The 22527-nt window shown below is 47.2% G+C and carries 18 protein-coding genes and 4 riboswitches; of the genes, 8 read left to right on the top strand and 10 right to left on the bottom strand.

From position 1 onward, the window contains the following. Window positions 1-12: 12 nt before the first annotated feature. The 9 genes from SRRS_RS05175 to SRRS_RS05135 all read right to left on the bottom strand — a co-directional run bounded on the left by SRRS_RS05175 (window position 13) and on the right by SRRS_RS05135 (window position 12065). Window positions 13-1584: an ABC transporter substrate-binding protein gene (locus SRRS_RS05175; protein ID WP_371366845.1), complete on the bottom strand. Its 1572-nt coding sequence runs from the start codon at window positions 1582-1584 to the stop codon at window positions 13-15. Between the two features lie 26 nt (window positions 1585-1610). Then, window positions 1611-2432 carry a nickel transporter permease gene (gene nikC / locus SRRS_RS05170; RefSeq protein WP_371366843.1) on the bottom strand — a complete coding sequence of 274 codons (822 nt, stop codon included), beginning with the start codon at window positions 2430-2432 and terminating at the stop codon, window positions 1611-1613. Continuing rightward, on the bottom strand, window positions 2433-3374 hold the full coding sequence (gene nikB / locus SRRS_RS05165) for a nickel ABC transporter permease (protein ID WP_371366841.1): 942 nt from the start codon (window positions 3372-3374) through the stop codon (window positions 2433-2435). A gap of 254 nt (window positions 3375-3628) precedes the next feature. Then, window positions 3629-3810: riboswitch (cobalamin riboswitch) on the bottom strand. Window positions 3811-3879: 69 nt separating this feature from the next. After that, a complete protein-coding gene (locus tag SRRS_RS05160) occupies window positions 3880-4842 on the bottom strand; it encodes a hypothetical protein (RefSeq protein WP_371366839.1) in 963 nt (320 codons plus the stop codon). A 4-nt stretch (window positions 4843-4846) separates the two neighbouring features. Beyond that, complete coding sequence (locus SRRS_RS05155) at window positions 4847-6268, bottom strand: PQQ-binding-like beta-propeller repeat protein (RefSeq protein ID WP_371366837.1); 1422 nt, start codon at window positions 6266-6268, stop codon at window positions 4847-4849. A 5-nt stretch (window positions 6269-6273) separates the two neighbouring features. Further along, window positions 6274-7161 carry an energy-coupling factor transporter transmembrane protein EcfT gene (locus tag SRRS_RS05150; RefSeq protein WP_371366835.1) on the bottom strand — a complete coding sequence of 296 codons (888 nt, stop codon included), beginning with the start codon at window positions 7159-7161 and terminating at the stop codon, window positions 6274-6276. Further along, entirely contained in the window at window positions 7109-8830 is a 1722-nt protein-coding gene (locus tag SRRS_RS05145) for an ABC transporter ATP-binding protein (RefSeq protein WP_371366833.1), read from the bottom strand. Before SRRS_RS05145 ends, SRRS_RS05150 begins: the two co-directional genes overlap by 53 nt. A 4-nt stretch (window positions 8831-8834) precedes the next feature. Further along, the gene (locus SRRS_RS05140; protein ID WP_371366831.1) at window positions 8835-10481 is read right to left on the bottom strand and encodes a hypothetical protein; all 1647 of its coding nucleotides are present in this window, start codon (window positions 10479-10481) and stop codon (window positions 8835-8837) included. Between the two features lie 423 nt (window positions 10482-10904). Next, a riboswitch (cobalamin riboswitch) is annotated at window positions 10905-11089 on the bottom strand. 25 nt (window positions 11090-11114) lie between these two features. Continuing rightward, window positions 11115-12065 carry a sirohydrochlorin cobaltochelatase gene (locus SRRS_RS05135; RefSeq protein ID WP_371366829.1) on the bottom strand — a complete coding sequence of 317 codons (951 nt, stop codon included), beginning with the start codon at window positions 12063-12065 and terminating at the stop codon, window positions 11115-11117. Window positions 12066-12403: 338 nt separating this feature from the next. Next, window positions 12404-12583: riboswitch (cobalamin riboswitch) on the bottom strand. A 339-nt stretch (window positions 12584-12922) separates the two neighbouring features. Next, a riboswitch (cobalamin riboswitch) is annotated at window positions 12923-13106 on the bottom strand. A 157-nt stretch (window positions 13107-13263) separates the two neighbouring features. Here SRRS_RS05135 and SRRS_RS05130 point away from each other — a divergent pair. Together SRRS_RS05130 and SRRS_RS05125 are read left to right on the top strand one after the other, a co-directional pair. Further along, window positions 13264-13761, top strand: a complete 498-nt coding sequence (locus tag SRRS_RS05130; RefSeq protein ID WP_371366827.1) for a DUF6803 family protein — start codon at window positions 13264-13266, stop codon at window positions 13759-13761. A gap of 244 nt (window positions 13762-14005) precedes the next feature. Continuing rightward, complete coding sequence (locus SRRS_RS05125) at window positions 14006-14860, top strand: class I SAM-dependent methyltransferase (protein WP_371366825.1); 855 nt, start codon at window positions 14006-14008, stop codon at window positions 14858-14860. Between the two features lie 48 nt (window positions 14861-14908). On the opposite strand, the gene SRRS_RS05120 is transcribed toward SRRS_RS05125, so the two are convergent. Then, on the bottom strand, window positions 14909-15331 hold the full coding sequence (locus SRRS_RS05120) for a DUF3842 family protein (protein ID WP_371366823.1): 423 nt from the start codon (window positions 15329-15331) through the stop codon (window positions 14909-14911). A 502-nt stretch (window positions 15332-15833) separates the two neighbouring features. Here SRRS_RS05120 and SRRS_RS05115 point away from each other — a divergent pair. Genes SRRS_RS05115 through SRRS_RS05090 form a run of 6 tightly spaced genes read left to right on the top strand, consistent with a single transcriptional unit; the run spans window position 15834 to window position 22424 of the window. After that, window positions 15834-16442 (top strand): FmdE family protein, encoded by a 609-nt coding sequence (locus SRRS_RS05115; RefSeq protein ID WP_371366821.1) that lies wholly within the window; start codon window positions 15834-15836, stop codon window positions 16440-16442. 3 nt (window positions 16443-16445) lie between these two features. Further along, window positions 16446-18032, top strand: coding sequence for an ABC transporter substrate-binding protein (locus tag SRRS_RS05110; RefSeq protein WP_371366819.1), 1587 nt, complete (start codon window positions 16446-16448; stop codon window positions 18030-18032). Window positions 18033-18042: 10 nt separating this feature from the next. Further along, window positions 18043-19053, top strand: a complete 1011-nt coding sequence (locus SRRS_RS05105) for an ABC transporter permease (protein WP_371366817.1) — start codon at window positions 18043-18045, stop codon at window positions 19051-19053. Further along, a complete protein-coding gene (locus SRRS_RS05100) occupies window positions 19034-19876 on the top strand; it encodes an ABC transporter permease (RefSeq protein ID WP_371366815.1) in 843 nt (280 codons plus the stop codon). Before SRRS_RS05105 ends, SRRS_RS05100 begins: the two co-directional genes overlap by 20 nt. 2 nt (window positions 19877-19878) lie before the next feature. Next, the gene (locus SRRS_RS05095) at window positions 19879-21564 is read left to right on the top strand and encodes a dipeptide ABC transporter ATP-binding protein (protein WP_371366813.1); all 1686 of its coding nucleotides are present in this window, start codon (window positions 19879-19881) and stop codon (window positions 21562-21564) included. Window positions 21565-21587: 23 nt separating this feature from the next. Then, window positions 21588-22424, top strand: a complete 837-nt coding sequence (locus SRRS_RS05090; RefSeq protein WP_371366811.1) for a cyclopropane-fatty-acyl-phospholipid synthase family protein — start codon at window positions 21588-21590, stop codon at window positions 22422-22424. Window positions 22425-22527 lie beyond the last annotated feature (103 nt).

Below are 22527 nucleotides of genomic sequence, written 5' to 3'. Positions count from 1 at the left end.
CCTTCATGCGATCTATTTTTTTGCCGGTCTAATCTTATTGGTCACCCAGTAATAATCGGACGGATACATCTTCGCGCCTGCAATCGAGGTCGAGCTGATGATGTTGGTTTCCGGATAACCCAGGAAAAGAGCCGCGCCATCGTTCATGATGATCTGCTGAATGTCGACGATGAGCTGACGGCGCTTTTGATGGTCGAACTCCGTGGAGAGCTGGGCAAACTTCGCATCCAGCTCCGGGTTACTATAGCCGGAGCCATTCTGGGGGTTATCGCCGTTTTTATTCGTTCGCCAATACCAGTTCAAAAAGATCTCCGGATCACCGGTATTTGCCGTCGTGATATTCGATATTAAAAGTCCATAATCGCCGTTAATCCCCATTTTGTCGATCAAATTATAATCTACTGTCTTGATTTTTACATCAAAGCCAACCTTCTTCGTATCTGACTGCACGGCCTCAGCATAAATCGGCAGTTCCGCGCGGCTGTTGTACACTACAAAATCTACAGTGAGCTTCTTGCCATCCTTTTCGAGTATGCCGTCGCCGTCCGTATCTTGCCAGCCGGCTTGAGCCAAAAGCTGTTTCGCCCGTTCAACATTGTAGCTGTTCGGATCCTTGAGCTGGTCAAAGCCGTAATCCATAGACGGCGGTACAGGCGCCTTGCCTTCAATAAAAGTTCCTTTCAGAATAACCTCATTGTATGCCTTTCTGTCGCAAGCGCTGATGAAAGCCGCACGAACCTTCGGGTCGCCCAGGGCTCCCTGCTGGTTAATACGTGCAAGTACTGTGCGCAGCGAGGAAATTCTGTCGATATGAAACTTTGCAGTATCATTAAAGAGGCCGATGTCGCCTGCCGCAATGTTGACTGCCATGTCTACCTCGCCGGACTGCAGAGCCATCGCCCGTGTGTTCGGATCGTCAATGGACGGGATTTCAATTGTTTCATATGGCACTTCACCGTCCCAGTAGTACGAATTTTTTACCATGACCGCTTTATCCTTGACGAAGGACTGGCACATATAAGGACCGGTGGTAATCGGACCTTCTTTGGCAAAATTACGTCCTGATTCAGCCGATACATCTACAATCAAGAAGAGCGGATCGGCTAAGAATCCCGGCATATTCGGCTCCGGCTTTTCCGTACGGATGGTAAGCGTCTGACCGTCAGCAGTCATGTCCTTATACTTAAAGAAAGTCGTCGCGCGCTTATTCTTGGCAAAGGATCTTTCCAGAGAAGCCTTGACAGCGGCAGCATCCAGCGACTTTCCGTTTGAAAATTTCACCCCGTCTCTAATTTTGAAGGTCCATGTCAAATGATCGGCGCTGATCTGCCAGCTTTCAGCCAGCCACGGCTGTACATTCATTTTTTCATCAAATTTTGCCAGGCTTTCCCCCATGCCATAACGCATGACTACCCAGCCAAAATAATTTTCCGTCGGTTCCAGCGAATCCGCAAAATTTGTTACACCAATTTTCAGTGTCTTTTTGTCGGCTTCCTTTTTGCCGCTGCCGCCGCAGCCTGCCATAAAGACCGCCGACATGCAAATCATCAGCAGCACACAAATAAATCTTCCCAAACCCTTCATAAACCTCACCCTTTCTATGTTCTCACTCAGTTGGCCCGCTGCGGATCCATGATGTCGCGCAGGCTGTCTCCCCAAAGGTTAAAGATTGCTACAACTGCCAGAATCGCAGCCCCCGGATAAATCATCAGCCAGGGAGCCGTCTGGATATGCTGTCTGCCCTCGTTGAGCATAAGCCCCCATTCCGGTGTCGGCGGCTGCGCGCCAAAGCCCAGAAAGGACAACCCGGCAAGTTCCATGATCATCGTACCGATATCCATGGCGGCCGTCACAACAATGGTTGGCAGGATATTCGGCAAAATGTGGCGCCAAAGGATGTGGAGCGGTTTTGTTCCATTGGTTACGGCTGCCGCAATAAAATCACGTTCCCGCAGCTTCAAGGTGAGGCTGCGTCCCAAACGCGCATATTTTGTCCAGCTCACCGCCGCCAGCGCCAGAATTGTATTGAGTATATTCCCGCCCATCATGCCGGCAATGGCAATAGCCAGCACGATGCCCGGAAAAGCCAGCATCATATCCACAATGCGCATAAGCACTGTATCCACCTTGCCGCCCGAGTAGCCGGCGACCACACCAACGAATGTCCCTATCACCGAAATAATGACGACCAGTGACAGCGTCATTAAGAGGGAGGTCCGCGTCCCGTAGAGAATTCGCGATAAGCAGTCACGCCCGAGCTTGTCCGTACCGAACAGATGCTCCGCCGACGGTGCCTGTAGCGACTGCCGCATCACCGCATCATACGGGTCGTAAGGAGCCAGCCATGGCGCCAATACCGCCAGGCCTGCAATCACTAGAACCAAAAATGTAAACAGTCCAAACAGGAATTTATCTTTTGTCCAAAACGACACTCAGTGCCCTCCTTTTTTCAGCCGTGGATCAAGATAGGTATAGGATATATCCACCAGCAGATTAATCCCCATATACAAAACAGCAATCCAGAGGACAAAGCCCTGTACCAGCGGATAATCACGCATCTCTATGGCATGTACAGCCATCTTGCCAAGTCCCGGCCAGGAGAAGACCATCTCAATAACAGCCACGCCGCCCAACAGCCAGCCAATCGACAAGCCCAGGAGCGTAATGAGCGGCAGACAGGCATTCGGCAGCACATGCCGCCAGAGAATTTTCCGCATGGGAAAGCCTCGCGTCCGGGCACCAATGATATAATCCTGCCCCAGTTCCTCCAAAACCGCCGTGCGCACCTGCCGCGTGTATTTAGCCGACATCGCAATAGCCAGTGTGAACGCGGGAAGCACCATCCGGTCCGGCGACACTACACCGCCTGCAATCGGGAAAAGCCTCAGCTTCAGCCCCAGAACATAGAGCAGGATAAGCCCTACCCAAAAGCTCGGCATAGATACGCCTAAAAACGAAATGCCGCGAATCAGATAATCAACGCCACGGTTTCGATATACCGCCGACAGAATCCCGCACGGCACCGAGATCAAAAGCATCATTACCAGAGCCGAGCCTGCCAGTACCAACGTTCCCGGCAGGCACTGCCAGAGCCGCTCAGCAACCGGCATCTTCGCCGAATAGGACATCCCCATATCTCCCTGCAAAACACCGGCAAGCCAGCGGACGTACTGTACATGAAACGGCTGATCCAGCCCCAGCTGTGCCCGCGTCTCGGCAATCGTTTCCTCCGAAACAATGGTATCGCCTACCTCCAACAGCATCTCTACCGGATCCCCCGGCGACAAATACATCAGACAAAACGTCAGGAAGCTGACACCGAGAAGAGTAATAACCATCTGCGCCAAGCGATGCACAAGCTCTTTTCTCTTCAAATCACCATCTCCTCTCTGTCAAAAAATAAAAATCCGTATAGTCGACTAATTTAGCCGCTTCGGCATAAAGCACATTATTCACAAGGAGCTCGTCGAAGAAAGTAATATAAAAAAATAAACTCCCAACCAGTAAGGTCAGAAGTAATAAACAGTAGAAAAATACAAAACTCCTGGTCAAAAAAACCAAGAGTGAATTAAACAGATCAGCAATCGCTGCGCTACTGTAATCCCCTCCCCATACCTCGTGGGTAACAAACGGTGATTGTCAAACAGGCAGTTCTCCTGGCTCCGGATCATAGCTCGCTTAAACCTTCCCAGGAATGACATCCCAGTGGCATATCTTAAGCTTACTCCCCGTTACAGTGGCGGGACCGCGCCGGCTTTTAACCGGCTTCCCTATTAAGCCCTTATGGGCACCTATCTCAATATATGTATTTGTCCTTTGAAGCTATAGCTTTTTGAGAATATCATAAGTTGACAAAGATTGTCAACAATTTTAAATTCACTATTGAATATTTCCTATATACAGAGCAATACCGGCGACTAGCACCACTATTGCAAGATAAATGGCGGTACCTATTACCGAAACAATAACACCCAGTCTAGCGCCAAATATTGATAAATTTGTCGGTAATACACGGGATACAGCATCATATACATTATGAAAAAAGGATGCCACCAAAAGCGTAAAAATTATCTCCTCCGCCGCCAGTGCGCCGCTTTGCAGCAGCGTTCCGGCAACACCTATGGCCGCAAGCATCGTAGGTATACCTGCCAAAATGACCAAAACTCCGGCTGCAGTCAAATTAACTTTATGTAAAACAGGAGCTACAACTGTCAGAATATCGTTAAAAATTCCTGTATGCATAAACAGCGCAAAGCCAAATGTAACCGGCATAAAAACTACGGCTATATCCCAAAATTGCCCAAAAGCCTTTCTGGCCGCCGCTAGCAGATCGGTTTTATCGGCTGCCATGCCGGAAAATGCCTGCAGGTGTTCCGGATGGCCGGCAATAGCTTGCCGGAAAATAATACGATTCCATACTATCCCCAAAATTGTTACCAGCGTACTTATGCCAATATTTATTGCAATAAATACCATGCCCAGTTTCCACCCCAATCCGGCAATCAAAGCCGGACTGAAATTAAAGATAGTAAAATAGATACCGGTAGGCAGAGACCCCATCAGATAAACAGCAATGACGCCTGTTCTACTTACAACAGCGTTACGTCCGAATTCCGCCAGCATAGCATTAGCCGCATACCTGTTCAGTAAACATAAAATAAAAAAAGGTCCTAAAGCTTCCGGCAATTTACCTAGTTCTGTCAGTGGCCGCAACACTTTGCTGAACCAAGCAAAAAAACGGCCGTTTTTAAGAGCCACACCGCAATAACAGCCTAAAAACATGGCCGGTAACGCCGTTTTCCACATTTTCAAAACATCTGATAATGCTAACGAAATATCCATATTGTTATTCCTGTCTTGTTAATAACACTAACTTATATTCTCCAACGACCCGTCCGTCGTCAAGCTGGATCGGTGCTTCAATACCGGCGGCATATTTCCCGTCCGCACTGATATCGGCCGCAATACAAGGCCCGTCAGTAGCCACACGATCCACTAACTGCGCTTCCGGTATTGTTACAATATACAAACCATGCACTGAAAGGTCTTTGGAACGAACATTCCGGCCGACGGCTAACGCTGCCTGCCTGCTGCCTGCCGCTATTTGCTCAATCATACCGCCGAATTTATAGTTATTCATCAAGTTACCCTGTAAGTCAAAAACGAATAAACTGTTTGAGCTTGGACTTTCCACCGGGGTTGGCAGCTGCCAATTGGCCCGGTTATAGGTATTGCCTGTTGTAAACACAACATACTCACCGAACATTTGAACGTAATTACCTGTGGCATTAATATAGACACCGGCAATTTTTTGCGGCTGGCTGATACTGCGCCGCCATAGTTCCTTACCTTGTATTCCATCAAACAGAAAACAGCGGCCATCACTGGCAATAGCGGCTGTATAGCGGCCATTAGCGCTTACTTCCGGGCTTGTGCGCATCGCAACATTTTGATACGGGTGAGCTACATCTACGATATTGCTCCACAACACTGTTTCCAGCCTCCCGTCCAAACAATATATGCTCCGGTCATACTTATATTTCGCAATATCATAGTTAGCCGTGGCAAAATAGGCCCTTTCGCCAGCAGCATCGACACTAATCCAGCTTACCCAGGCATCAAGATTGTGGTCACTGGGAAAAAGCCCTACCTGTTCACCCTCTGGCGTAAATTTATAAATACGGCCAATATACTCGTTACGACCGTCAGGCTGTCTTATATACCGCTGCGCAACCGCATAAATCATTCCGTTGGCATCCGTCTTGACAGCTACCACACCGGGGAAAGTTTTTTCTTTAATGTTCGCCCCCAGCTCATTCACACTGGCCTGCCGCCATAGCTCACGGCCATCTTTGGCAGCAAGACTAAACAAATATCCCTGCGGACTGTTTTCGCCAATAAGTATCGACTGTCCGTCCGGAGAAAACTCTACTGCCGTTATCTTTCCTAACCCCATGTTTTTCCGCCAAACAAGGCTGCCTTTCGTGTTAAATAACAGTACCTCGCCTGTTTCCGATCCAACTGCCAGATAGCGGCTGTCAGGTGAGAAGCGGACAAAGCCTTTATTAAATCCCATTCGCTGGTAGTTATATACTTCTGTCTGCCCCAGCACAGTTTCCGTTGTTTTGACATAAGCTCCGGTCTGAGTACCACTCTGTTTACCGGCCATACTCATTCGACTGTCCAGGCTAAAAATATGCGATCCTAATAGTCCCAATGTAACAATGAATAGCACGGTGATTATTATCGTAAAGAGTTTTTTCTTCATATGCCTTACAGCCACACTTTCATCAAATCATATAACCCCCGCCAGGACGGTACATATAACAAGCCATTAAACTGTAGTGCATCCACTGCTTTGAGAACCATAAGACAGGACACGGCCAATAGCAGGGAGTGGCAAAAAAAGCGCTCATAACGCGACCATTTAGGTAATACAGCCTGCGGTGTTTCCCGGCCAAAGCCACGGCTCTCAACAGAAGCAGCCAAGGTTGCCGCCCGGCGCAGCGTTCGCGCCAGTATAGGAAATAGTGTTTGAAAAGCGGTCTGTATCAGCCGACTGGGTGATAGTGTTCTGAATGGTTTAAACCCTCTAAGGCGTTGCGCTGTCAACACAACCGCGGTCTCTTGAAAGATTACCGGCAAAAACCGCAGACCGGTAATCAACATAAACCCCAATTCATAGGGCAGCCGCCATGACAGCAGACTGCGCAGCAACTGACGGGGATCTGATGTCCAGTTAATTAACAGGCCTAATGTGAGCATAGTACCGGAACGCAGTGCCTGGATAGCACCGTATTCCAACCCTTCCCGGTAAATGAACACCCCGCCGGTCAATGCTCCAAAAGCCGGTGTGGCAGGCGGCAGTAAACACGCAATAATAGTTCGCGGCTCCCGGGAATAAAACAGCGCCTGACTTGTCATCGAACCCCAGATACCTAAGAGGACAAACACCATGAGTACACGCCATCTGGCAGGTGATGAGCGGGCAACAACATGCAGGCCCAGAGCTAAACAAAATAACAAAAATAATGACCGTGGACTGTCTACAAGCAGAATCAGAGCCGCCAGCAAAATCAGTAATACCAGTTTGGTACGGACATCAATTCTATGAAGCAGAGTCTGCCCGGGTGTAGCCTCCCATACATGTCTGTCGTACATACTCTACCACCTCCTCTACCGTAAGCGCAGTGCCACCATATAATGCCTGAGAGAGGCAAAGCGCTGCCGGCGGCTTAAGTCCGGTAGCCTTAAGCATATCCTGGTCCTGAAAAATTGCGGTCGGTATATCGTCGGCCACAATCCTGCCTTGCCGCATAACAACAATTCGGTCAGCAAACCGTGCAGCAACTTCCGTATCATGGGTACAAAAAATAATGCTGCCGCCTTGCCGGGTATATTCTTTGAGCACCAGGACAATATCCTCAATATGTCCTATATCCTGACCGGTTGTCGGCTCATCTAAGAGCAAAACCTGTGGCTGACCGACTAATACAGCGGCAATAGCCACCCTGAGTCTTTGTCCACGGCTTAACGCCAGAGGAAAATCCTCTTCTAAATCATTCAGCCCCAATTTATCTACAAGTTGTTGGCAATACTCTGTCCAGCCAGGAGCATTTCCTTGCTGCTGCCGCAGACTAAAACCAATTTCCTCACGCACAGTGCTGTTAAACAGCATAAAGTCCGGATTTTGTAAAACCATGCCAACAGATGGTGTCACACCGGCAACCTGTTTTCCAAGCACCTTTATGTCACCTGCAATGGGTTTCAGTAACCCGCCAATCAAATGCAGTAAGGTGGACTTACCCGCCCCATTGCTTCCCATTAAGGCAATAAATTGCCCGGGAGGCACAACAAGTTCCACTTCCTTAAGGATTACATGCTCCGGATTGTCATAATAAAAAGTCAAATGCTGAGCGCGAATCGCGGGTAGCTCTGCCGGCTGCTGCCCCCTAAGACCTGCCGCGGCCAGTTCGGTAACCGGCGTGTACTTGGGAACATCGTAACATTTCCTGATCGCAGCTACGGCATCACTGACCTTATCCGAACAAGCCGTAACGCCAAGTTGGTGGCAAATGGCGACAGACTGCGGCAGCCTGAGTCCGTTTGCGGCAAATATTTCCTGACGGCTGTACGCCTTTTCGCGTACCCCCTGCCAAATGAGCTTACCGGCCTCCATGATTGCTACCTTATGACAGAGCGGCAATACTTCATGCAGCCGGTGCTCAACAATGATAATCGTAATTCCCATGTTAACATTAAGGTCTTTCAAAACCGCCAATAATTCAGCCGAACCCTGCGGGTCAAGCTGGCTGATCGGTTCATCAAGCGCTAACACCTGCGGCTTAGCAGCCAGCACGGCGGCTACGGCCAGGCGCTGTTTTTGTCCGCCTGACAAAGCATGTACGCTGGCGCCGGCTCTATCTAGCAAACCTACCAGCCGTAAAGCTTCTTGAACTTGTGGCTCAACTTGTTCCTGCTTCAACCCCATATTCTCTAAAACAAAGGCAACCTCATCGAACACCGTTGTAGAAAAAATCTGGTCATCCGGATTTTGAAATACCATACCCACAGTGCGGCTCATCTCTGCTATACCTAAAGTACGCGTAGAGCGCCCGCCAACCAATATTTCGCCCGCAAGCTTCCCGCCGCTGTCGTGGGGAATAAGGCCGTTGAGCATTTTGAGCAAGGTACTTTTGCCACAGCCGGTGGCTCCGGTTAATAGCAGGAAATCTCCTTGTTCAACCTCCAGACTGACATCTTTAATACTGGGAGCACTTCGATGCTTATAGGTAAAGGAAACATTACAAAATTGTACATTGCCCTTCATCTGATCAGTCACCCCCTATCCTGGCTAACCTGGTGCCTAGAGCAGTGCCACAGGCAGCGCCTATCGCTGTATAAACAAACCCGTTGATGGCCAGCACCATAGCAATATACCAACTTGCATAATACATACGATACAAAAATGCCATACCTTGTAACAATACATAAGTAGAAATAGTATCAGCCACACCACAGCAAACAGCCAAAAGCACTATTTTGCCTGCAGGGATTCTTTCACCCTCCTGTTTTTGCAGCCAGCCGTACATCCCGCTGCCATAAATGAATAGTTCCAGAAGCAAGGCTTGCAAGCAATAGGACAACACACCAATTGGTGAAATTTGTCCAAAAGCCAGCATAGCTAAAAGCATGCGAATAACCGTCATAAGCGCAACTACGCCCGGGCGGGGAATTAAGATAACCAGCGCCACCACCATCATATAGAGAAATACTCCGTTAAACAGACCGGTAACGATAACAGCGAACGGCCCCAATATAATGTGAAAAAAATCATTTAACAAGGTAGACGGTACATTAACTACGGCAAAAGCAGACGCACCAAATAAGGCGATTGTTACCAACCACCGGGTTTTGAGTGCCGCAAGCACCCGCCTGAGACGACTAAACGCTACGATCAGACCTGCCATTACCGCCAATGCAGCTATACTGACTACAACCAGCGCTTTGCTATCTTTTTTCACGATAGTAAGCGGCGACTCATACACTATGTTGGGTGTAATCCCATCACTGATTTCGGCCTGTAACATATAATCGCCGCCTGCTAATGCACGTTCATCGGCATACACCGGCATCAACAGACGTTGCTTTGTGTCACCGTTTAGAGCCACAAAAGACTCTAAATAATCTTTTTGCCTGTCCAACGCGCCACCATTTGTATCTTCATTGGTTGCTCCGGGAGTAAACAAGCCGGCTACCGGCTGATGACTGCCTGCATCCAGCAGGCGGACGGTAACAACTGCCAGCTTTTGTACTCCAGAAGGATTATCAATATCCACCCCCAAATGCGTTACCGGGTGAATAGCCTCAACCTCCTGATTGGATGCCCCTTTGCCAATCAGCAAATTTTTGTAATAATCCCATTGCCGGTCTCTTAACAATAAAACGTTTTGCCCCCTACGATCATCGGTGTTACCGTCTTTATCTAAAGGTAAAATAATACCAACTACCGTAATCGGCAAAACGTCAGCTGTTTGAGACGCCGTCACGGCAACCGGCACCTGCTGCGTCAACGCCCCTGCCGTGATACTGGCTGTATACGAGCCAGGCGGCAATTCCGACGCCACCTGGAGAGGCAGCAAATCGTACCAATGGCTATAGCCGCCTGGCAGCAGCATTTTCCTTGTTAAAACATAATAATCTGTTCTTTTTTTTATCTCCCAATTTTCCTGAGTTCCGACAGGACTAAACCCTGGCGGCAGACTGATGGTAATGACCACCTCTTTATCGGCTGAGTCGCGGTTTTCAATATTAAACAGCGCCGCTGTTTGTGTACCCGAAGTTACAGAATCCTTGACCTTTCCCAAGTAATACGGAAGTTGACAGGAAAAAGTCAAGCCATCTTTGGCCTGACCAATAGGAATTGCGAACAATACATACAGCACTGTTACCAATCCAGCCAGTGCTTTTTTGATGGTCAAACTTTTTCCCCCTTTACACCAAAGACTTCGTTTATCCGATGACTAAGCCGCTCTAAGACTCCCTCTTCTCCAAATGGAAGTCATACCCCTACTGACACAGGCGAGCGTAAGTCTCTGGATAAGGGCGACTAACCTTCAGGTGGGGTCAAAACCCCATCTGAAGCTAAGTCTACTTTATGTAAATTTTATAGACGTTAAAAAAAGAAGGGTCAAAATTGACCCTGCGCTACTGCGCTAAGCAAAGGACTTAGTTTATGTGCTTTATAGAAAACTCCGGACTGTTTCCTGTCAGTCCGGGGTATCTACCAAAATAAATACTCCTGGCACTAGGTACCAGGAGTAAAATCCAGTAATCGCCTTTTAATAACATTTCCTACATAAAAGGATGCGTACTGTAATCCCCTCCCCATACCTCGTGGGTAAAACGGTGACTGTCAGTTAGGCAGTTCTCCTGACTCTGGTTCATTGCGCATCCAAACCTTCCCAAGACTTTTCATCTCAGTGGCATTCTCTTGGATTTGCTCCCCATTACAGTGGCGGGACCGCGCCGGCTTTTAACCGGTCTTCCCTATTAAGCCCCGTAGGGCACCTAGCTCAATAATATTTAGTTTTATTAATATTTTATCCGGTTTTCTATTCAATAGTCGGAATAGTAGGTTTATCTTTGCCGCGTTCTTTATACTTATTATCGACAGCATCTTTAGTGTGCTGTACATAGATATCTTGAATTCCCGGGTTTTCGCCTAAACCATGGATATAAGCATCAACCTGGAATCCGGCTGCAATCAATTGTGATTTATATGATTCCTTATCATCGCCAGCCATATCATTATTAGCATGATCGCCAGCAACCAACATCATCGGCATTAAAGTTACTTTCTTAATTTTGTTTGTTTTTAGTTTCTCAATAAGGTTTTCTATTGTGGGATATCCTTCAACCGTAAATACAAAAACATTTTTGAGACCGGCATCTTGAAGTTTCATCTGCAAGGCAGCATAAGCAGTATTGGATGGATTGACGCCGCCATGTCCCATGAAAGCAACCGCTTCATTTTTCCCTATTTTAGGTAATTGATTTTGTAATGCTTTTATAGCAAGCAAGTAATCATCGGGTTTTTCGCCTTCCTGTCCAGTATAATAAAGAAGCGGTCGACCCACTGATATTTTGTCAAAGGACTTTTCAAACGTTGAAACCACACGCATGAGTTTTTCATATTCATCCCCAGCTTCAATGTGAAGAGGCTGAATAATTACTTCTTTGTACCCTTCTGCTTTCAATTTCTCTAATGCTTGTTTTTCGGTATCAAATTTCAGTCCATCCCTATCAGCAAGTTTTTTGATGATAATTCGGGAGGTAAAAGCATGACGAACTTCATAATCCGGAAAAGCTGACTGAATTTTGTTTTCTACAGCTTCCGTGGTCACTTTTCTGGTATCTGCATAAGTAGTGCCAAAGCTTACAACCAATATAGCCTTTTTACCAGCACCTGCCGGAGCAGCAGACGCCACCGACGGAAGCAGACTGACGCAGCCAAACACGGCAAGCATGCACATTGTGACACATAAAGAATACAGTTTTTTCATAACAAATTCACTCCTCAAAATGTCTTATAATTCCAAGCCAAAGCAGGCGATTACACCGTATGCTGTTCTCTGTTCACAGTCCTCCCTCTAGATAATATATATGTATATCATGCTTATTTGGAAAAATTGAGGGTCATTTGACCCGCGCCAATCGGCGCAAAGTTCGAAAGGAAATCTTTAGAAAAATGGCATAAAAATTTAAACTCCTGACCATTTGCAGTCAGGAGTTTTTTAACAGTATGCTAAATGAAAACTCCTGGCAGTTAACCAGGAGTGAATTAAGCTAGTACGCCATAAAGCGTATACTGTAATCCCCTCCCCATACCTCGTGGGTAACAAACGGTGATTGTCAGACAGGCAGTTCTCCTGACTCCGGATCTTTGCTTGCTTAACCCTTCCCAAGATTTCATCCCAGTGGCATTTCTTAAGCTTGCTCCCCGTTACAGTGGCGGGACCGCGCCGGCATTTAACCGGTCTTCCCTATTAAGCCGTAAGGCACCTATCTCAACATATTTAGTTTTCTTATATGAAAATAGCATATCACCACAGGAAGCGATTGTCAATCCATTAGTCCCCGGCACTGACTGCACCGATAAAAAAACAATACGAATTTACTTAGATTTATGTGTATTACATAATTTTAAAAAATAAGGGTCAAATTGACCCGCGCCATCGCGCTAAGTTCGAAAGGAGTTTGAAGAAAAATGACTTAAAATATTAAAACTCCTGCCGTTTAAAAGGCAGGAGTAATAAACAGTATGCTAAATAAAAACTCCTGGCAGTTAACCAGGAGTGAATTAAGCTAGTACGCCATAAAGCGTATACTGTAATCCCCTCCCCATACCTCGTGGGTAACAAACGGTGATTGTCAGACAGGCAGTTCTCCTGACTCCGGATCTTTGCAGTTGCTTAAACCTTCCCAGGATATACATCCCAGTGGCAAATCTTAAGCTTGCTCCCCGTTACAGTGGCGGGACCGCGCCGGCATTTAACCGGTCTTCCCTATTAAGCCCGTAGGGCACCTATCTCAATAATATGTAATTTTTGGTTTATGAAGTTAGCATAACATCCTGGAAAACGAATGTCAATATCTCGTCCATTTTTAAAATTCATGATTTTTTCATAAGTTCTGCATAAGTTCTTCATATTTGTCATCTATACTGTACTTAAATCTTGAAGCAAAGGGAAGGTGTAGTATATGACAATGACTCATTATATGGAATTACTGGCTGTCAACCAACCATGGAACCTTATTATTTATATGGTTATCCCGGTAGCATTGGCAGAAGCACTTGTGGCAACAGAATTCTTCACGGTGTTTCTCCGCGGTTCTAATGCCGGCGGTTGGAAAACCCTGAACAAATGGATTGGAATTGTCCTGGGTTTTTATTTTTTAGGAATTTTCCTCAATTTGCTGATTACAGTTGTCCCCAGCATTGAGTGGCGTGGGATTGCTGATATCCTGGCAGTAGGTTCCTATCTCAGTGGTGTTATTCCCCTCTTTAGTATTGCCTTGCTTGAGCTTGGTGTGATTGGCAAAGGAAAATCGACAGATGAGAAAATGAAGCTCCACTTTATTCTTTTGACCGTCTTCCTTATAGTGGCACATATAGCCATGATCTTCGGCATGGTTGACCCGACAATTATGGGATGGAATTCCAACCCCAATAGCCATATGCAACATATGGGACACTAGTGAAAAAATGAAAGCAGCGCTTCCACCAGGCGCTGCTTTGTTATCCTTGAACAAACAATGATATCCAAAGCTTCTCGGAGCTTTGGATAGAGGATTGCTAATTGACAATTACTACAAAACAATTTATAGTTAAAGTAGTATTTGAATCATGAAGATTCAATAGGTCTGGTATGAAGCCTAAGGAAAAATCCTGGGTTGTTCATGCCTTTTTTTATTAATTGCTTTATCAGGAAGGTGACATTATATGTGTACTACCAAGTTTTGGACAGATGCCTGGCAGGAAGCGAGAGACACTGCCGGTCAATCAGGTTCTGACAGCAAACAGAATTGGCAGCAATTTTGGAATAATTTTGCCGAACTTCACGCCTTACGCAACCGTCAAAGCCGTCCTATATATAATGCCATTGTTGATGGACTTGTTGCTGACGGAGTAATAACCCCCTTTAGCACAGTTCTCGATATTGGTTGTGGTGCTGGTACTTACACACTGCCGTTAGCCAATAAAGCCAGACAGGTTACCGGACTGGATACAGCCAACCAAATGCTGTCCATGCTGCAATCGGAGGCTAATCATGAAGGCCTTAGCTGCCGGATCACCCCAGTCCAAGGTGATTGGCTGGATATCCCGGTCGAGCCAGCTTATGATGTGGTTTTTGCCGCTAATACGGCGGCCATTAATGACTATGACAGCTTAATGAAAATGAACAGTGTGTCGCAGCGAATCTGTTGTCTTATCGGGTTTGCCGGTACATATCACATTAAGGTACGTACCCTCCTCTGGGAACACCTTATGGGTACTCCACCTGAAAATGCAGCTTTTGATATACAATATCCCTTTAATATTCTCTATCAGGAACGGTTTCTCCCTAACATCAAATTTTACAGTTATCGGGAACGCTACCGGGAAACCCTGCCTTATATGATTGAATACTATACCAGCTACTTTAAGTTATTCGGCCTGGAAGGACCTGAAACAACAGCAAAAATCACCGAGTTTTTAGCCAATCGAGCGGTTGACGATTATTGCACCGAGCTCATTACTACAACCATCGGCGTGCTGTGGTGGCGTGCAGACCGCAAGACAACTCTTCTGGAATAGCAGGAAAACAATAACAACCCGGTTACCCGGGTTGTTTATTTTAGTTATTTACCAGCCTTTTCCATGCACAAGATCACTCACCTTAAGTACAGCTTCTTTAATGGATACTACTAACGGCCGGGTTTCCAAGCCAACAATGTCAAAATGATGCTGGTTAACAGGCACAAGTACCTTATGGGCATCAGACGAAGCCACAGCCTCAGCAATTTTTGGGGTTATTTCCCCCATCAAAGAATTAGGAATAATAATGCCAATGGGTCCCACAACGACATCCACTTTACGAATTGATACAACAACAGCATTTTCTCCGGTTGCGCCACGCATCGCTCCGGCTCGTACCATATTGTTCGTTGCTAGAGCGTTGGTTCCTAGTGCGATAATATCTACTTTTTGTCCCAGTTGTGCCGAAAGCTGAGTAACTAACTGTACCCCCAGACCCCCGCCCATACCATCAATAACTGCAATTAACATGAAATTGACCACCTTCCGCCTAAAACTGGACGATTGCCGTATGTATTCGGCAACAACTACCAAACTCCTGCAAACTTAGCATACTGGTTACAGCCAACAAACAGAATTGGCATATGCGTAAAAAAAGCCGCGAAAATATCGTTCGACACGAATACCTTCATGGCTACTTTCTCAAAATATAATATATAGGTTTTAAAAATATTCCAAACAGAAACACCACACCGAATTCCTACGGCCTGAAGCGGCTTCAGCCACCTCGTTATTGCAATTGTACCAAATTTCACTTTTGTGTGTCAATAAAAAAGTGCATATTACCCTTAAATACCGGTTTTTACTAAGAAAAGAATTGACAAGCTCCCGTAAAGTAAGAGATAATGATATTGTGAAAAATTACATTATGTTGAAAGCTAAAGGTATGAAGCCTTGTCGGGAAAACGCTCCCATTAGGTTTTTGTGCCTTTTTTTGCTAAATAAATAAAAAAATCATGAGGAGGTATTTGCTATGACTAATCGCCCTATCGATTATCAGAAAGCTATTGATTTTCACGGACACTGCTGTCCCGGCCTAACCATTGGCTACATGGCCGCCAAAGCGGCATTAGCCCATCTTAAGGTGGAACGCGCCGAAGATGAAGAGCTTGTAGCTATTGTCGAATCCGACGGCTGTGGGATTGACGCTATTCAAGTTCTGTTAGGCTGCACCATTGGTAAAGGCAACCTGATTTATAAGGACTACGGCAAACAAGCCTATACCATTGGCAACCGTAAAACCGGTGAGGCTGTGCGGATTGTGGCGACAGGTGATATGACGCCACTGACACCAGATCAACAGTTTCTCCGGACTGCCGTATTCAGCGGACAGGCTACTCCTGAACAAGAGGAAACCTGGCAAACGCTTCAAGCTGAACGTACTACCCGAATGCTGGCCACCCCGGCCAGCGAACTATTTAAAATCCAGGACGTTGAACTAAATCTGCCATCGGAAGCTAAAATATTTAACTCCGTCATTTGTGAATACTGCGGCGAAAAAGTTATGGAAGCCCGCGCCCGCTTAAAAAACGGCAAAACTGCCTGCCTTGCCTGCACCGAAGAATATACCCGGGGGTGGTAAGCTTTGACTGGCATCCACCGTTTGCTGGCAACATGGTTAACCGTATTTATCCTGTTGTCTGCCGGTTGCGGCAGCCAACAGGCCGGTCCGGCTGTCAATTCCCAAGTATATACCATTGCCGATGCCACCGGTGACTATGGTTTTCCTTCGCCGTTTGCCCATTACTCCCGCGGACCCGGTTATATCCGCATGAGTATGATTTTCGATACCCTAGTCTGGAAAGATGCCAATGGCTACGTTCCGGCACTTGCCGCCAAATGGGAATACCTTCCCAATGAAAACGCCTACTTATTTAACCTGAATGAGTCCGCTACCTGGCATGACGGCACCAAGATTACCGCCGACGATGTCGTATTCACCTTTAACTATCTGGAAAAACATCCGTATCAAGCGACAGATACCAGCATGATCCAAACAGTAACTGCAATTAACAGCAATACGGTAAAGATTTCTTTGTCCCGCCAGCATGCACCGTTTCTAGACCAGATAGCCGGAACAGTCCCCATACTGCCGAAGCATATTTGGCAAAACGTCGATGACCCCCTTCAGTTCCAGCAAAAAGAAGCTTTAATTGGTTCCGGTCCATATAAGCTTGTTGATTACAACAAAGAGCAGGGTTCTTATTTATACGAAGCCAACGATGGCTACTATCAAGGCAAGCCCAAATGTAAGCAGCTAAAATTCATCAAAATGACAACAGAAATGTCGGTTGCCGCCTTAAAGCAGCAGCAGGTTGACATTGCGCAAATTCCGCCCGAACTTGTTGACTCCCTAAAACAAGCCGGGCTTGAGATTCTGACGATGCCGCATGACTGGGTTGCCAAATTAGTATTTAACCATCAAAAAGAGCCTTTTAGTAACGTGGAATTCCGCCAAGCTTTAGCTTATGCTATTGACCGGCAGGCTCTTATTACAACAACGCTGCGCGGTCAGGCACTGTCCGGCAGTCCGGGAATACTGCCGTCAGATAGTGAATGGTACAATCCTGCTATAGCGGAAGCGTATCGCTACAGCCCTGATACTGCTGGCAAACTGCTAACCAAACTAGGCTATACCAAGGCAGGTACTTACTGGGAGAAAAATGGGCAACCTTTAGAAGTTGAATTGCTTGTCGGCCCTAATGCCGGAAATGCCGGTACTGTAGGCGAACGCCAAGGAGAATTTATCAAAAACCAGCTTGAGCAATTTGGTATTAAAATAAATTTGAGGACTTTGGAAAGCAAAACGTTAGACAGCCGGGTAAAGGAATGGAAGTTTGATCTGGTCTTAAACGGCCATGGCGGCCTGGGTGGTGACCCTGACTTCCTTACCAATATTATTACCGGCAAAAGCTTCAACAGCGCCCGTTATTTTAGCAACAGTAATCTGAACACATTACTTGCCAAGCAAGCTGCTACCTTGGATAAAGCAGCACGCAATCAAATTTTATGCGAAGTCCAGACTGCTTTTGCCAAAGATCTGCCGGCATTGCCCCTTTACTATCCTAATTGGTATTATGCGCACACCAAGAAAGCTGACGTGTACTTTACTAAACAGGGTGTCGGGTCAGGCGTTCCCATTCCTCTAAACAAAATGTCATTTGTCAAATAGGGAGCTTACTATGCTAAACACCAAAAAGTTGGTTGATTATGCTGTTGCTCTGGTTGTTATTTTTCTCCTAAACTTCATACTCCCCCGAATGCTTCCCGGTGACCCGCTGCATGCCATCTACGGCGACGAGGCGCTTTTATCCATGACGCCGGCGATGCAAGCTGAAATCATTCACCGTTTTGCCCTTGACCGGACTTGGAGTGAACAGCTAATTGCCTATCTATTGGCGCTTTTACGCGGGGATTTTGGTTATTCCTACTTTTATCATGCTCCTGTTACGAGCGTCATTGCCGGTGTATTACCCTGGACGCTGTTATTAACCGGTTCAGCCTTTGTATTATCAACACTTCTGGGCAGCTTGCTGGGAATTGAATCAGGCTACCGCCGGGGCAGCAAAATTGACGGTTCCCTTATGGGGTTTATGATGGTAATCAGCGGCTTTCCTGATTTTTTTGCGGGAATTCTGCTGCTTTTAGTATTTGGCGCCTGGCTGGCCTGGCTGCCCTTATCCGGAGCCATTACCCCGTACAGCGGCTTTACCGGAGCAGCGCTTGTTGCCGATATTGCCAATCATTTAATCTTGCCGCTGTCAGCCTTGGTATTTATCCGGATGACTGCCGCCTATTTATTCAGCCGCAGCGCTATGATTGGAGTTATGGGACAGGCCTATATCCGCACAGCCCGGGCGAAAGGCTGCCCTAGCCCGGCCATTCGTTACCGTCATGCAGCACGAGCTGCTCTGCTGCCAATGGTTACTGCCGCCGGCGTACGCTTTACCCATGTAATTAGCAACGTACTGTTTGTCGAGACTGTCTTTTCTTATCCAGGGCTTGGTTCCCTACTTTATAAGGCTGTCCTGACCCGTGACTATCCGCTGTTGCAGGGAATTTTACTGCTGGCTGCCATGTTGGTGCTCACCGTTAATCTTATAACAGATTTGCTGTGTGTCCGGCTTGATCCACGGATAGCGGCAGTACCGGACAAGGTTAGGGAGATAAACCATGCATATCCAGTATCATAATGAACTAGTCCAAAGCCAGTGGGGCCGCATCGGACTGCTGCTGCTTGCTACGGTATTGACAGCCGCCTTTCTGGCACCCGCTCTTGCCAATTACGATCCATCATCCTATACTGGAGATATATTCCACAGGCCCTGCGCCAATTACTGGCTGGGAACCAATGAGGTCGGACAAGATATTTGGTCGCAGCTAATCTACGGTGCCCGTACCTCACTAGCCATCGCCTTTGGCACCGCTTTACTTGCCGTAATAACAAGCTTGCTATCTGGTGCCCTGGCGGCAATCCTTGGCGGATTATATGACCGTACTATTATGCGCATTGTCGATATATGTCTGGTTATTCCGCCGGTAATTGTTATCCTGCTGTTTGCTGCCTACCTTAGTCCTGGCATAACCATACTGATAGTATTGCTGGCCGCCTTCCTCTGGCCTGAGGGCGCCCGCATTATCCGGACGCAGACATTTGCTTTAAAAACTAAAGCAAGCTATGCAGCCGCTACTACCTTTGGCGCGACAGAAACCTACCTGTTAAGAAAGCATATCCTGCCTGATTTAAGCCCCACTCTTTCCACCTTATTCATCCAATATGCCCGCCGTGCCATTTTTATGGAAGCCGGATTATCTTTTTTGGGCATTAGTGACCCTACACTCATAAGTTGGGGAAAAATGATCCACCAAGCTCTTGCCTTTACTTATATGGATGTATGGCAGTGGTGGTTACTACCACCCGGCTTAGCCGTATCCCTGACAATTGCCGGTTTGGCGTTTATCGGCTTACCCCTTGAAACATCTCTTGACCCTAGACTGCGGCAGGAAAAGAGGTAATTATGGAACAAAAACCTTTGGTACTTGAAATCAAAAACCTAACTGTCAGCTACAACCAGTCTACTGTACTCAAGGATATTAACCTGACACTGAAAGCTAACCAAACCTTGGCCATAATCGGCGAATCCGGGGCTGGAAAGAGCACACTTGCCCTTAGTATTGCCCGGCTCTGTGCCGGCAGTACTGCCGGGGAAATTCATTTTAACGGCAACAATCTACTAGAGGAACAAGAAGAACAGCTTCGCCACATTCGCGGCAACGACCTGGCACTGGTATTCCAAAATACCGATAACGCCTTACATCCGCTGTACCCTGTTGCCGGACAAGTTGCGGAAACGGTACGACTACATAATAACCTTGATAAAGCAGCCGCTCATGAGCGGGCGCTAGAAGCTCTGGCCGCTACCGGACTCACCGGCGGTTTAGCCGCCGCTTACCCGCACGAATTAAGCGGCGGCCAGCAGCAAAGGGTACTCATTGCCATGGCGCTTGTTAACAATCCCAAGCTGCTACTGCTTGATGAGCCAACCGCCTCGCTTGACCCGCTGACCAAACGGGAAATTACCGCCCTCTTAAAACAATCAGCAAATGAGCGGGCTGTTATTATCATCACTCATGACATTGCCACAGCCGCTGAATTGGCTGATACGGTAGCTGTCTTATATGGCGGCCGGATTATAGAAACAGGTTCTACCCGGACGATATTGGAAAATCCTCGCCACCCCTATACCCGCGGGCTGTTAAGAGCCTATCCCAACATGACTACCGTAAAAGACCTGCAAGGCATTCCGGGCTCTATGGAACATAACCTTCCCGGCTGTCCGTTCCAGCCGCGCTGTACTCAATCGCTGCCCATTTGCGCTACCAAGGTGCCGCCGCTTACAATAACCAACGACCGTGCGCTGGCCTGCCATCGCGGCGGTATTATACCAGTCCTTGAGGTAGCCGGCTTAACCAAGACCTGGGGCGAACGCACGGCCGTAAAAAATCTCGACTTAACCTTGTATGAAGGGGAAACTCTAGCTATTGTCGGCGAAAGCGGCTCGGGCAAGACAACACTGGCCAAGGCCATCATCGGGCTTACTCCTCCCTCATACGGCGAGATAAAGCTTAACGGCCTGCCGGTAAAAGAACGCAAACAAGCCTTTTACCAACAAATCCAGCTAGTCTTTCAAAATCCCAAAGACGCACTTAGCCACCGTTTGACTGTCGGCCACTTAGTTAAGGAACCACTGGATATTCAAAATATCGGCACGGAAGCAGACCGGAAATCGCTTGTCAAAAACCTGCTTGCCGAAGTTGAGTTACCAACAGATGAAGTTTTCCTGCATAGATACCCCCATGAGTTGAGCGGCGGCGAAGCCCAACGGGTTGTCATTGCGCGGGCTTTAGCTCTTAACCCGAAAGTTCTCATTGCTGATGAACCAACCTCAGCTTTGGATGCCAGTATCCAAGCTAAAGTAGTTAAGCTACTGCTCCGGCTGCAGGAAACCCGTGGCCTAGCCATATTGTTTATCACCCATGACATTGCCTTAGCACGAAAACTCAGCGATTGTCTAGCCATTATGCAGAATGGACAAATTATTGAACAAGGCTTAGCTTATAAAATTACAACTGCACCAGCTCACCCCTATACGCAAAAACTTTTGGCTGCAGCCGCCCACCTTCACTGGCGGCAAGATTTCTAAGTAATTTTCAAGAGGTGATTATAATGTATAACGCCCAGTTCTGGGCCAAAGCCTGGGAAGAATACCGTCAGTCCGCCAACAGACGTCGTCCGGACCCTAACGCCTGGATTGAATATTGGAATTGTTTTGCCAGCCGTTATGCCAAACACAATGAAGCCACTATGCAAGTTCATCAGAATATCATTGATAATCTTGCTGTCCAAGGCACTGTAAAATCCGGCGATACCCTGCTTGACATTGGCTGCGGCCCCGGCACCTACGCTTTACCGCTCGCTGCCAAAGGAGTTAAAGTAACCGGGTTGGACACTGCCAAACAAATGCTGGATACCCTGCGTGAAACAGCACATACAACAGGGCTGTCCGAAAACATCTGCTGCCTGCAAGCAGACTGGCGTAATATTGCGCCAGAACCTGCCTATGATGTAACCTTTGCTGCCAAGAGTCCCGCCATTTACGACTATGACAGCCTGATGAAAATGACGAAAACAGCCCGGCGTACCTGCTGCCTGATTGGGTTTGCCGGTCAACATGACTTGAACTTGCGCCGCCTGTTATGGGAAAAGATTTTAGGCGAACTGTCTCCTGCCCCCTCCTTTGATATCATTTATCCGCTCAACATCCTCTATCAGGAAGGCTACCGTCCCAATATTACCTTTTACAGTTACAGCCAATCCCATGACGAACCCCTGGATTATTTGATACCCCACTATATCCGTTATTTTGCTATGTTCGGCATAAATGGAACTTTTGTAGAAGACAATATCCGGAGTTTTTTAGAAAACCGCGCAACAAACGGCATGTGTACCGAACAAACGGCCACTACTGTTGGCGTAATGTGGTGGAATGTAAATAGGTCCTAGCCACTGAGCATGAATGCTGGTAAGCCATATGAAATGGCGGCCTTCAAACCTATTGTAAAATAGATAATACAGTAAGAATTGACCATGATGGTCTGTTTTCGGC

The organism is Sporomusa rhizae (genome assembly GCF_041428845.1).
In the GTDB taxonomy this organism is placed as follows: Bacteria; Bacillota; Negativicutes; order Sporomusales; family Sporomusaceae; genus Sporomusa; species Sporomusa rhizae.
Note: the sequence above shows the minus strand (reverse complement) of the source record. Positions and strands in the feature narration are given on the sequence as shown.